Annotated in this window: 10 protein-coding genes; 5 read left to right on the top strand and 5 right to left on the bottom strand. The window is 59.7% G+C overall.

The genetic code is table 11. From position 1 onward, the window contains the following. The 4 genes from pqqC to AC1MEA_RS09360 are packed head-to-tail and all read left to right on the top strand — an operon-like array spanning position 1 to position 3,964. A complete protein-coding gene (pqqC, locus tag AC1MEA_RS09375) occupies positions 1–756 on the top strand; it encodes a pyrroloquinoline-quinone synthase PqqC (protein ID WP_219064574.1) in 756 nt (251 codons plus the stop codon). Next, positions 753–1,028 carry a pyrroloquinoline quinone biosynthesis peptide chaperone PqqD gene (gene pqqD / locus AC1MEA_RS09370; protein WP_219064573.1) on the top strand — a complete coding sequence of 92 codons (276 nt, stop codon included), beginning with the start codon at positions 753–755 and terminating at the stop codon, positions 1,026–1,028. Before pqqC ends, pqqD begins: the two co-directional genes overlap by 4 nt. Continuing rightward, complete coding sequence (pqqE, locus tag AC1MEA_RS09365; protein WP_374029324.1) at positions 1,000–2,172, top strand: pyrroloquinoline quinone biosynthesis protein PqqE; 1,173 nt, start codon at positions 1,000–1,002, stop codon at positions 2,170–2,172. Before pqqD ends, pqqE begins: the two co-directional genes overlap by 29 nt. After that, positions 2,138–3,964: a S9 family peptidase gene (locus tag AC1MEA_RS09360; RefSeq protein WP_480917533.1), complete on the top strand. Its 1,827-nt coding sequence runs from the start codon at positions 2,138–2,140 to the stop codon at positions 3,962–3,964. Before pqqE ends, AC1MEA_RS09360 begins: the two co-directional genes overlap by 35 nt. 20 nt (positions 3,965–3,984) lie before the next feature. Here AC1MEA_RS09360 and AC1MEA_RS09355 read toward each other — a convergent pair whose 3' ends face one another. Then, positions 3,985–4,593, bottom strand: a complete 609-nt coding sequence (locus AC1MEA_RS09355) for an aminotransferase class III-fold pyridoxal phosphate-dependent enzyme (protein WP_480917531.1) — start codon at positions 4,591–4,593, stop codon at positions 3,985–3,987. Next, the gene (locus tag AC1MEA_RS09350) at positions 4,590–5,288 is read right to left on the bottom strand and encodes an MOSC domain-containing protein (RefSeq protein ID WP_480917529.1); all 699 of its coding nucleotides are present in this window, start codon (positions 5,286–5,288) and stop codon (positions 4,590–4,592) included. The genes AC1MEA_RS09355 and AC1MEA_RS09350 overlap by 4 nt, the downstream gene beginning before the upstream one ends. A 102-nt stretch (positions 5,289–5,390) precedes the next feature. On the opposite strand from AC1MEA_RS09350, the gene AC1MEA_RS09345 reads away from it, so the two are divergent. Further along, a complete protein-coding gene (locus tag AC1MEA_RS09345; protein ID WP_449633890.1) occupies positions 5,391–6,308 on the top strand; it encodes a LysR family transcriptional regulator in 918 nt (305 codons plus the stop codon). Positions 6,309–6,569: 261 nt separating this feature from the next. Here the strand turns inward: AC1MEA_RS09345 and AC1MEA_RS09340 are convergent, their stop codons facing one another. The 3 genes from AC1MEA_RS09340 to AC1MEA_RS09330 form a co-directional block, all read right to left on the bottom strand. Beyond that, the gene (locus AC1MEA_RS09340) at positions 6,570–8,348 is read right to left on the bottom strand and encodes an acyl-CoA dehydrogenase C-terminal domain-containing protein (RefSeq protein WP_480917527.1); all 1,779 of its coding nucleotides are present in this window, start codon (positions 8,346–8,348) and stop codon (positions 6,570–6,572) included. A 148-nt stretch (positions 8,349–8,496) separates the two neighbouring features. Then, positions 8,497–10,293, bottom strand: coding sequence for an acyl-CoA dehydrogenase C-terminal domain-containing protein (locus tag AC1MEA_RS09335; protein WP_480917526.1), 1,797 nt, complete (start codon positions 10,291–10,293; stop codon positions 8,497–8,499). A gap of 89 nt (positions 10,294–10,382) precedes the next feature. Then, positions 10,383–11,672, bottom strand: coding sequence for a GGDEF domain-containing protein (locus AC1MEA_RS09330; protein ID WP_480917524.1), 1,290 nt, complete (start codon positions 11,670–11,672; stop codon positions 10,383–10,385). Between the last annotated feature and the right edge of the window lie 91 nt (positions 11,673–11,763).

The raw sequence follows: 11,763 nt of genomic DNA, 5'->3' as shown, positions 1-11,763 counted from the left end.
ATGAGCGACGCCACTGCGCTGTCCCCCGCTGAATTCGAACAGGCCCTGCGTGCCAAAGGTGCGTATTACCATATCCATCACCCGTTCCACGTGGCGATGTACGAAGGCCGTGCGACCCGTGAACAGATTCAGGGCTGGGTCGCCAACCGCTTCTATTACCAGGTGAACATCCCGCTCAAGGATGCCGCGATTCTGGCCAACTGCCCGAACCGCGAAGTGCGTCGCGAGTGGATTCAGCGCTTGCTCGATCACGACGGCGCGCCGGGTGAAGACGGTGGCATCGAAGCCTGGCTGCGTCTGGGACAGGCGGTGGGGCTGGACCCGGATCAGTTGCGCTCGCAGGAGTTGGTCCTGCCCGGCGTGCGTTTTGCCGTCGATGCCTACGTCAACTTCGCCCGCCGTGCCAATTGGCAGGAAGCCGCCAGCAGCTCGCTGACCGAACTGTTCGCGCCGCAGATCCACCAGTCACGCCTGGACAGCTGGCCGCAGCACTATCCGTGGATCGACCCCACCGGTTACGAGTATTTCCGTACCCGTCTGGGTCAGGCCCGACGGGACGTGGAGCATGGGATGGCGATCACCTTGCAGCACTACACCACGTTCGAAGGCCAGCAGCGCATGCTGGAAATTTTGCAGTTCAAACTCGACATACTGTGGAGCATGCTTGATGCCATGAGCATGGCCTATGAGCTGAACCGCCCGCCCTACCACAGCGTCACCGACCAGCGCGTCTGGCACAAGGGGATAGCCCTATGAGCTTCGATCAACACCTGACGCCACGCTGGCGCCAGGGCTATCGTTTCCAGTATGAGCCTGCGCAAAAAGGTCATGTGCTGCTGTACCCGGAAGGCATGATCAAACTCAATGAAAGCGCCAGCGCCATCGGTGGCCTGATCGATGGCGAACGCAGCGTCGCGGTGATTATCGAGATGCTGGGCCAACAGTTCCCAGGCTTTCCCGAACTCGGCGCCGACGTCGAGCAGTTTATGGAGGTCGCTCGTGCTGAACACTGGATCGAACTCATCTGAGTTGACGCAGCAACTGCCGCCCAAGCCTGAAACCGGTTTGCCTTTATGGCTACTGGCCGAGCTGACGTATCGCTGCCCGTTGCAATGCCCGTACTGCTCCAACCCGCTGGATTTCGCCGCGCAAGGGCAAGAGTTGACCACCGAAGAGTGGTTCAAGGTGTTCCGTGAAGCACGGGAGATGGGCGCGGCGCAGATCGGTTTTTCCGGTGGCGAACCGCTGGTGCGTCAGGACCTGGCAGAACTGATTGCCGAGGCGCGTCGGCTGGGCTTCTACACCAACCTGATCACCTCCGGCATAGGCCTGACCGAACAGAAAATCGCTGACTTCAAAAAAGCCGGGCTGGACCATATCCAGATCAGCTTCCAGGCCAGTGACGAGCAAGTGAACAACCTGCTGGCCGGCTCGAAAAAAGCCTTCGCGCAGAAGCTGGAGATGGCCCGCGCGGTGAAAGCCCACGGCTATCCAATGGTGCTGAATTTTGTCACCCACCGGCACAACATCGACAAGATCGACCGCATCATCGAGCTGTGCATCGCACTCGAAGCGGACTTCGTCGAGCTTGCCACCTGCCAGTTTTATGGCTGGGCCCAACTCAACCGTGTTGGCCTGTTGCCGACCCGCGAGCAACTGGTGCGTGCCGAGCGCGTCACCAACGAATACCGGGCCAAACTGGCCGCAGAAAATCACCCGTGCAAACTGATTTTCGTCACCCCGGACTACTACGAAGAGCGCCCAAAAGCCTGCATGAATGGCTGGGGCAGCATCTTCCTCACCGTGACCCCGGACGGCACCGCCCTGCCGTGCCATGGCGCGCGGCAGATGCCGGTGCAGTTTCCCAATGTGCGCGATCACAGCATGCAGCACATCTGGTACGACTCGTTTGGCTTCAATCGTTTCCGTGGTTATGACTGGATGCCCGAGCCTTGCCGTTCTTGCGACGAGAAGGAAAAAGACTTCGGTGGATGCCGTTGCCAGGCCTTTATGCTGACCGGTGATGCCAGTAATGCCGACCCGGTCTGCAGTAAATCGGAGCATCACGGGATGATTATTCAGGCCCGCGAAGAAGCCGAGTATGCTACTCAGACCATTGAGCAGCTGGCTTTCCGCAATGAACGCAACTCACGCCTCATCATCAAATCCTGAGCTTTTAAGTGCCGCACAGGCGGTGGCGGCGGGCGTTGATTTCGCAGAGCTGGCGGTCAGCCCGGCCGGCCTGTTCTGGAACGAATACCGACCTGAAGATGCGGCCTGTCGCGTCTGGCGCTGGCATCAGGGCCAGACGCACTGCCTGACGCCAGACGGTTTCAGCGTGCGCAGTCGGGTCTACGAATATGGCGGCGGGTCGTTCTGCTTGAGCGACGACGCCGTGCTGTTCGTCAATGAGGCTGACCAGCAAATATATCGCCAGCGGTTCGATACCCGCGTGCCCGAGCGACTCAGCCACGGCGGCAAACGCTACGGTGATTTGCGCTTCGCCAATGGCCAGGTTCTGGCGGTCGAAGAGGATCACAACACCCATCGCTTGGTCGCCCTCGATGTCACGGACGGTGAACGCCATCTGCTGGCTGAGGGCGCTGATTTCTATGCTGCACCGACCCTTAGCCCGAACGGTAAGCGCCTGGCCTGGATCGAGTGGCAACGCCCGCATCAGCCGTGGACCTCGACCCGATTGATGTGCGTCGAACGCCTGGCCGATGGCAATTGGGGAGCGGCACGCTGTGTGGCCGGGGATGTCACCGAGGAGTCTCTGCAACAACCACGCTTCGATGCCCAAGACCGCCTGTTTTGCCTGACTGATCGCGATGGATTCTGGCAGCCGTGGGGAGAGACGCCCACCGGCCTCGCGGCGCTTCCTGCTGCCAAGGCTGATCACTCCCCCGCGCCGTGGCAATTGGGCGGCAGCACGTGGTTGCCGCTGGGTAACGGCGATTATCTGGCGAGCTGGTCCGAAGAGGGTTTTGGCCGACTGGGTCTATGTCATGCCGACGGCACGCTGGAGGATTTCACTGGCGATTACAGCCGCTTCCGCAGCCTGGCCGTAGATGAGCAGTTTATCTACTGCATCGCGGCCTCGGCGATCAGCCCGTCGGCCGTCCTGGTCATCCAGCGCAAGGACCATCGCGTGCAGGTGCTGGCCGGTGGTGTTGCGCCGCTGCCCGCCGAGCGCATCAGCCGCCCTCAAGCGCTGCGCTACCCAAGCGGCACCGGCGAAGCCCATGGCTTTTTCTACCCGACCATGACCGGTGAGCAAAAACCTCCCTTGGTGGTGTTCATTCATGGCGGCCCGACATCGGCCTGTTATCCGGTCCTTGATCCGCGTATCCAATACTGGAGCCAACGTGGATTTGCCGTCGCCGACCTCAACTACCGTGGCAGCACCGGCTATGGTCGCGCCTATCGGCAAAGCCTGCATTTGAACTGGGGCGACGCAGACGTCGAAGACGCCTGTGCCGTGGTCGCACACCTCGCCGAACGGTCGATGATCAACCCTGATCAGGCCTTCATTCGAGGCGGCAGTGCAGGCGGTTACACCACCCTGTGTGCGTTGGCATTCCGTCGGGTATTTCGCGCAGGGGCAAGTTTATATGGCGTCAGCGATCCGATTGCACTGGGCCGTGTGACGCACAAATTCGAGGCTGATTATCTGGATTGGCTGATCGGCGATCCCGAGAAAGATATCGAGCGCTATCAGGCCCGCACCCCGCTATTGCACGCCAGCGAGATCAGCGTGCCGGTGATCTTCTTTCAGGGCGAACTGGACACGGTGGTAGTGCCCGCGCAGACCCGCGACATGCTTAAGGCCCTGCTGGACAATAATATCCGCGCCGAAGCCCACTTCTACCTCGACGAGCGCCACGGTTTTCGCAAAGCGGCGAACCAGGCCCATGCGCTGGAAGAGGAGTGGCGGTTTTATCGCGATGTCATCGACAGGTGAGACACGGTGTAGGCCCCCCCTCAAGCCGCAACAACATCCCAGCGCTCGTGACTTGAAGCGGTCGAGCGGGCCAATACCGCGGCCACCGGCCTGTTGCCTTCCACCGCGCCGCCCAGGACGATGATGTCGGCGCGGATCCCGCAACACGCTTCGCACTGCAGCGTTTCGCGACGGCCCATGCCCGTCAGGGTTTCATCGAGAATCAACAGGATCTTCAACTCGCGACACAGCTGGGCGACACCCTGAAAGTACACACGGGTCGCGGCCAGGCTTTCTTGGCTGCCACGAATCGGCTCGAGAATGATCGCAACAGTCTGCGCGTCGACAGCGGCATGCAGCGCCGCCAGGTCATTGAACGGAACGTTGATCGCATTCGGTCTGCTGCTGCCCGACGAAATGATCCCGAAGGCACCACGGCGATGCTCCTGACCCCAGGTGCTTGTCAGCCTGATTGCCACCTCGCGGGCCTCGGCGGCAGTATCGACGATATGCACCTGATCGCTGGCCGTACTGCAGCGCAAGCGCTCACCCAGACTGAGCCCGGCGTACGCATCAGCGCTTTCCGGTTCCAGCTCGATACCCGCGTCAGTCTGTTCCAGACGACTAAACAACAGCTTGAACACGTTCATGCCCGTAACCCCTCCAGCGGAAGCCCCAGCAGGCGATCAGTCCAGTCTTCGACCTGCCCGGTGCGCAAGCGCTTGAGCGCAACATCACGCCAGCGCGAAGCGAGTGCGGGGCAATCCACCAGTTTTTTCAGACCCGCACGCTCCAGCGGCTCCGTGTAGAAACTGCGCAAGGCCCAAGCGACGGTCAAGCCGGGGTAGCTGCGCTGAACCAGCTCGAAAGGATCGCTCGCGCTGACGAACCCGGGCTTGAGCACCCGGTAAAACCAGCCACAGCGACCACTGTCTTGCGCCTGTTGTGGCATGTCTTGCAGACCCCAGCGCTGGCTCAAGCGATAACACGGCGAGCGCGGCTGACTGATCTGCAGCAGCGCCGTGCCCCAGCGGAACATGTCACCCAGACAGGCATGTTCTTCGGTCAAGCCAAGGGTGGAGAGGTTTTCACCAAACGCCGGGGCACTCCAGTCGATGTGCGGGTAAAGCGCGCGCCAGTAGGCATAGTGTTCGGCGGGATAGTGATGCAGGGCGCGCTCGGGGCCGGTGTGAAAGCGCGGATCGCCATGCTCATCACATCCGAGGCCTTGTGGCCAGAGCCAAGTTCGGCGTTCGAGCCGTTGTTTATCGATATCAATGACCAATCCATGACCAAGGTTTTTTGCTTTCCCTATGTAAACGCCTTCGACATACACGCTATTCATCGAAATTTCTGGCCCTGTAAGCCTCGTGGAATGGGCGTAGACTAGGCTTCCTAGGGGCTCACAGCCATTTCGATTTCCCAGCACTTTCGATAAGATTTACTTATGGATTTTCGGCAGCTGCGGTATTTTGTCGCTGTATATGAAGAAGGCCACGTCGGACGTGCCGCGGAGCGACTTTCGCTGTCGCAACCGGCGCTTTCGCAGCAGATTCGTCAGCTCGAACACACCCTCGATGTCAGCCTGTTCGAGCGCAGCAGCAAGCGTCTGGTGCCGACCCTGGCCGCACACACGCTGTACAACCACGCCCTGCCTTTGCTCGACGGCATGCAACGCGCCCGCGATGCACTGCGCAACTTCAAAGGGCAGTCGGCGCATACCTTGGCGATTGGCGTGCTGCAAACCGTGCTGGGCCTGGTGCCACAGTTACTCGAGCGCGTACGCAAGGCGCAGCCGCATTTGGTGGTGCACATCTACGAGCTGTCCGGGCTGGAGATCGAACGGCGCCTGCTCAATGGGGCGCTGGACATCGGCATCAGCTTTCTGCCTGCGCACCAACCGGGCTTGCACAGCTTGCTGCTCTATGAAGACGAGTTACAGTTGGTCATCCCCGCCAACCACCCGTTGCGCGAGTTCAAGAAGGTGTCGCTAAGTCAGGCGGCGGAACTGCCGATGCTATTACTGGGCGAGGAATATCAGGTGCGGCAAATCTGGCAGGCACAACTGGCTAACCTGGGACGCAGGCCGCATGTGCAGGCGGAACTCAATAGCATGTCAGGCATACTCGACAGCCTGCTCAATACCACGTTGGCGACGGTATTACCGGGGCGCGTGCAGCGGACTCAAGGAAACCCGGCCCTGCTTTGGAAACCGCTGACAGAGCCGCGGGTGCCGCTCAAGGTTGGATTGGTTTACCGCGACGCGCAACGTCAACAGCCGACGCTGGAACTGCTGCGTTCATTGATGGAGGAAGTGGTCAATGGACGTCCGGGCCTGCCGGTGTCGCTGGATGAGCTGAGCTGATATCCAGCAGGCGTGTGACGCTAAATCGCGCACAAAAAGAAAACCCCGCCGAAGCGGGGCTTTGCAGACTGTTTCCCTGACATCCTTTTCGCCCCGCCATCCTGGCAGGAATCCTTACGTGTCCGTGTTGTGTTTTATGCGCTTCCTGCGCTACGTCCATGTGAAGTAGATTAGCTTTGGATCCATGCAAACGATAGGGGCAAACAGCAGCACGTTATGTAAGCAAATGCTTACATTGCGTCAGACCTGTCCGACCCTAAATCAGAACTGCGAAGCATCCAGCAGGAACAGCGTTTCACTGCCAGCCTTGACCGATGCACTCAAGGACTGAATACGCGGCAGCAAACGGGCGAAGTAGAAACGCGCAGTTCCCAGTTTGCCGGCATAAAAGTCTTCCTGGGTTTCTTTACCGAACGCAGCCTTGGCCATCAAGGCCCACATGTAGGCGTAGGCGGTGTAGCCGAAAGCGTGCAGGTACTCGACCGACGCGGCGCCGATTTCGTTGGGGTTGTCTTTGGATTGCTCCAGCACCCAATGCGTCAGCTCGTCGAGGGTATCGAGTGCAGCGTTCAACGGTTTGGTGAATTCGGCCAGCTCGCTGCCAGCATCGGCGGCGAACTGCCGAATTTCGTCAGCGAAAAGCGTGTAGTACGCACCGCCGTTGCCAACGATTTTGCGCCCGACCAGGTCCAGCGCCTGGATACCGTTAGTGCCCTCGTAGATCTGGGTGATCCGCACGTCACGGACCAGTTGTTCCTGACCCCACTCACGAATGAAGCCGTGACCGCCGAACACTTGCTGGCCGTGCACAGTGGTTTCCAGCCCGAGATCGGTCAGGAAAGCTTTTGCCACTGGCGTCAGCAACGCCACCAGATCGTCGGCACGTTTACGCGCTGCAGCGTCTTCGCTGAACTTGGCGATATCCAGCTGCATGGCCACGTAAGTGGAGAACGCACGACCGCCTTCGTTGGAGGCTTTCATGGTCAATAGCATGCGGCGCACATCGGGGTGAACAATGATCGGATCGGCGATTTTGTCCTTGGCTTTAGCACCGGTCGGCGAGCGGCTTTGCAGGCGGTCGCGGGCATATTCGATAGCGTTCTGGTACGAACGCTCGCCAGAGGCCAGGCCCTGGATGCCGACGCCCAGACGCTCGTAGTTCATCATGGTGAACATTGCCGCCAGGCCTTTGTTGGGCTCACCGACGAGGTACCCGACCGCTTCATCGAAGTTCATCACGCAGGTAGCGGACGCCTGGATACCCATTTTGTGTTCGATGGAGCCACAGTTGACCGGGTTACGCTCACCCAGACTGCCGTCGGCATTGACCATGAACTTGGGCACCAGGAACAGCGAAATGCCTTTCGGGCCTGCTGGCGCATCTGGCAGCTTCGCCAGCACCAAATGGATGATGTTTTCAGTCAGGTCGTGCTCGCCGCCCGTGATGAATATCTTGGTGCCGCTGATTTTGTAGGAGCCGTCGGCCTGAGGATCAGCCTTGGTGCGAATAATCCCCAGATCGGTACCGGCGTGGGACTCGGTCAGGCACATGGAACCGGCCCAGACGCCAGCGTACATGTTCGGCAGATAAGTGGCCTTGAGCGCTTCGCTGGCATGGGTGTTGATCGAGACACACGCACCTGATGTCAGCATCGGATACAAACCGAACGCCAGGCTTGAGGAGTTGATCATTTCTTCGACCTGAGCCGACACCACTTTGGGCATGCCCATGCCGCCGAACGCAGGGTCACCACCCACACCGACCCAACCACCGTCAGCGTACGTCTGATAAGCCTCGGTGAATCCGGCCGGAGTGGTCACGACGCCGTCATGCCAGTGGCAGCCCTCTTCATCACCACTACGACTGAGCGGCGCGATGCTTTTGCTGGTGACTTTGCCCGCCTCTTCGAGAATGGCTTCTACCGTGTCGGCGTCCACTGTTTCGGCCAACGCCGGCAGCTGAGCCCAAAGCGTGGCCACCTCGAAAACTTCATTAAGGACGAAGCGCATATCACGCAGGGGCGCTTTGTAGTCAGCCATGGCAAACCTCGCAAAAAATTGAGCCGGTGTAACGGAGGCATCGAGTGTACCCGAACACCATTTGCGACACATAGGGTCAAAGCATGACCAATTTGTAATTTTTGGTCATGCTCATTGGAATGATGCCGCGCTCACGATCAAGCAAGGATTACAGGGCGAACATCTGCGCGGGCAACTGCATCAGGCAATCACTGCCCGCCTCGATGGCAACTTGATGGGCACCGGTGCGCGGCAACAGGCGTTTGAAGTAGAACGCGCAGGTCGCCAGCTTGGCCTGGCAATAATCCGCCTCGCCGCTGCCGTCATCCAGCTGAGTCTGAGCCACCAGCGCCATGCGCAACCACAGATACCCAAGAATGATATAGCCGCTGTACATCAGGTAATCCAGCGCAGCTGCGCCCACTTCATCCGGGTTTTTCATGGCCGCCATGCCGATGTGGGTGGTCAGTTCGCCCCACTGCTTATTCAATCCACTCAACTGCGCGACGAAGCCCTTGAGCTGCGGATGCCCGGCATTGGCTTCGCAAAATGTGTGGACGATTTTGGTGAAGCCGCGCAGCAATTTGCCTTGGCTGCCCAATACTTTGCGACCGAGTAAATCGAGGGCCTGAATGCCGTTGGTGCCTTCATAAATGGGTGCAATCCGACAGTCGCGCACCAACTGCTCCATGCCCCACTCACGAATATAACCGTGGCCGCCGAAGACCTGCATGCCATGGTTGGTCACTTCCAGGCCGGTCTCGGTCATGAACGCTTTGCAGATCGGCGTGAGGAACGCCAACAGGTTTTCCGCCTCCTCGCGCTGACCCGCATCGCTGCTCATGTGGGCGGTATCGAGCAGCTGTGCAGTCATGTACGTCAGGGCGCGATTGCCTTCGTTAAAGGCTTTCATGGTCAGCAACATGCGGCGTACATCAGGGTGGACAATGATCGGATCAGCGGCCTTATCCGGCGCTTTTGGGCCAGTCAGCGCACGCATCTGCAAACGCTCATTGGCGTATTTTATCGCGCCCTGGAAGCTGGCTTCGCCCAGGCACAAGCCCTGCATCCCCGTGCCCAGGCGTGCATGGTTCATCATGGTGAACATGCAGTTGAGGCCCTTGTTGGCCTCGCCTATCAGGTAACCGGTGGCGCTGTCGAAGTTGAGCACGCAGGTGGCCGATGCCTTGATCCCCATCTTGTGCTCGATCGAACCACACGACACGCCATTGCGCTGGCCCGCGTCGCCTGCGGCGTCCGGCAAAAACTTGGGCACGATGAACAGCGAGATGCCCTTGGTACCCGCCGGTGCATCCGGCAGTTTTGCCAGCACCAGGTGCACGATATTCTGGCTCATGTCGTGTTCGCCAGCGGAGATAAAAATCTTGCTGCCGGACACGGCGTAGCTGCCATCCGCTTGCGGTACGGCCCGGGTTTTGATGATGCCCAGGTCGGTGCCGCAATGGGCTTCAGTCAGGCACATAGTCCCGGTCCATTGACCTTCTGTGAGCTTGCTCAGGTAGGTCTGTTTCTGCGCTTCGGTGCCGTGGGTATGGATCGCCGACATCGCGCCGTGGGTCAGGCCGGGGTACATCCCCCACGACGTATTGCTCGACCCGATCATTTCGCTGATGACCAGGCCCAGAGACAACGGCAAGCCCTGCCCGCCATAAGCCGGATCCGCTGCCAGGCCGTGCCAGCCGCCCTCGACGTAGTGGGCAAACGCTTCCTTGAAGCCCTTGGGTGTGGTGACCACGCCCTGATCGAAATGACAGCCTTCTTCATCGCCAGACCGGTTCAGCGGCGACAGCACCTGTTCGCAGAACTTGGCCCCTTCTTCAAGGATCGCGCTGACCATATCCGGGCTCGCGTCGTCGGCCCCCAGCTTTGCGTAATGAGCAGGGAAGTCGAAAACGTGATCGATCAGAAAACGCATGTCACGCAGGGGGGCTTTATAGTCAGGCATGGTTATTTCTCCGGCAGCAGATGCGTCAACCTACTGCGCAGACCTGACCCGAACAATCACACTAGAGACGCTGAATACGCCGCCATCACTCAACCGGCAGCGCCAGCCATCCGCACCGCGCCGCGGCGGTTCTGGCCGTGGGACATCACGCAATTACGCCCCGCACCTTTGGCACTGTAGAGCGCCTGGTCGGCAGATTTGAGGACTTCCTCAGCGGTTCGGTGGTCCACTTGCCGTTCGGCGACACCGATGCTGACGGTCACCGAAACGCTGTTCGCCTGGGCGCCGCTTCTGCGTTGACGCCCCTGTTGATCGTCTTGTGGGCGATCCTGATTGCGTAGATGGATGTCGTACGTGCCGATGGCTTCGCGGATCGCCTCCAGGTGAGGCAGGCATTCTTCCAGCGTCTTGCCAGCAAACACCACCGCAAACTCTTCACCGCCATAGCGATAGGCGCGACCGCCGCCGGTGACTTTCGACAGTTTGCTGGCCACCAGACGCAGCACCTGATCGCCGACGTCGTGCCCATGGGTGTCGTTGAATTTCTTGAAGTGATCGACGTCGGTCATCGCCAGCACATAATTGCGCCCCAGACGCTGCATGCGCTCATTGAGCGCACGACGACCCGGCAGCCCTGTGAGCTCATCGCGGAAGGCCATTTGATAAGCCTCATGCGCAACGGCCGCAGCAATCATCAGCATCACCTGGCTGCACATGACGTTCAGGGTGAACGGCAGGATGAATGTTTTCGGCAGCGCCCAGAACAGCCCCACCAAACCCACTATCTGAGCGGCGTGCAACGGACGCGGTTTGCGCAGGTATTGCACCGTCAACAAGACGAAGCACGCGAAAAACACCGGGTACGCCAACTGAATCAGGCTCATCCAGTTGCCATGCAGGGCCGGCCAGCGGATCACTGCCAGCCAGTTCAGCAGCGCCTGTGGATAACTTTGCTCCAACGCCAGGGCGACACTGCCAACCGCGAACAATACGGCGAAGCGGGCCACCAGATCGCGGAACAAATGAGTGCGTTCCTCCCATGCGGCGAACACACCGAACAGCAGCGGCAGCAACAGGCAGCACAGGTGAAAGACCACGGCCGCGTCTTCACGCACCTTGCCATTGTCTCGGTAATAATCGGTCTGGGTGTCGAGCAGGTAGTAAGCGATGTAGACCGTGATCATCAGAAACAGCTCGCGCTGCCGCCGATAGACCCCGCAGTACGCACCACCCAACAACAGAACCAGGGTTGGCAGCACGTTGAACAGCGAAGTGAAGAAGACGTTGAGGTCCTTCACGTACGCAGCAGCAAGCCCCGCAACCAGCAACAGCAACGATGGCAGGAAATGGCTGAACCGTACGGGAGAAAAACGCGGCAAGGGGGATGACTCCTACCCGGCGTGACAACAGAAATATCGACAGCTGGCATTGTGCCTGTACTGCCTGCGTTAAGCACTCAAATGGCTCAAA

It is taken from the genome of Pseudomonas sp. ASL8 (genome assembly GCF_056680355.1).
This window is presented reverse-complemented; position numbering and strand designations above follow the sequence as displayed.

Coding starts and splice junctions, on each gene's coding strand:
- pqqC (WP_219064574.1), top strand. CDS start 1: ATGAGCGACGCCACTGCGCTGTCCCCCGCTGAATTCGAACAGGCCCTG.
- pqqD (WP_219064573.1), top strand. CDS start 753: ATGAGCTTCGATCAACACCTGACGCCACGCTGGCGCCAGGGCTATCGT.
- AC1MEA_RS09360 (WP_480917533.1), top strand. CDS start 2,138: ATGAACGCAACTCACGCCTCATCATCAAATCCTGAGCTTTTAAGTGCC.
- AC1MEA_RS09355 (WP_480917531.1), bottom strand. CDS start 4,593: ATGAACGTGTTCAAGCTGTTGTTTAGTCGTCTGGAACAGACTGACGCG.
- AC1MEA_RS09350 (WP_480917529.1), bottom strand. CDS start 5,288: ATGAATAGCGTGTATGTCGAAGGCGTTTACATAGGGAAAGCAAAAAAC.
- AC1MEA_RS09345 (WP_449633890.1), top strand. CDS start 5,391: ATGGATTTTCGGCAGCTGCGGTATTTTGTCGCTGTATATGAAGAAGGC.
- AC1MEA_RS09340 (WP_480917527.1), bottom strand. CDS start 8,348: ATGGCTGACTACAAAGCGCCCCTGCGTGATATGCGCTTCGTCCTTAAT.
- AC1MEA_RS09335 (WP_480917526.1), bottom strand. CDS start 10,293: ATGCCTGACTATAAAGCCCCCCTGCGTGACATGCGTTTTCTGATCGAT.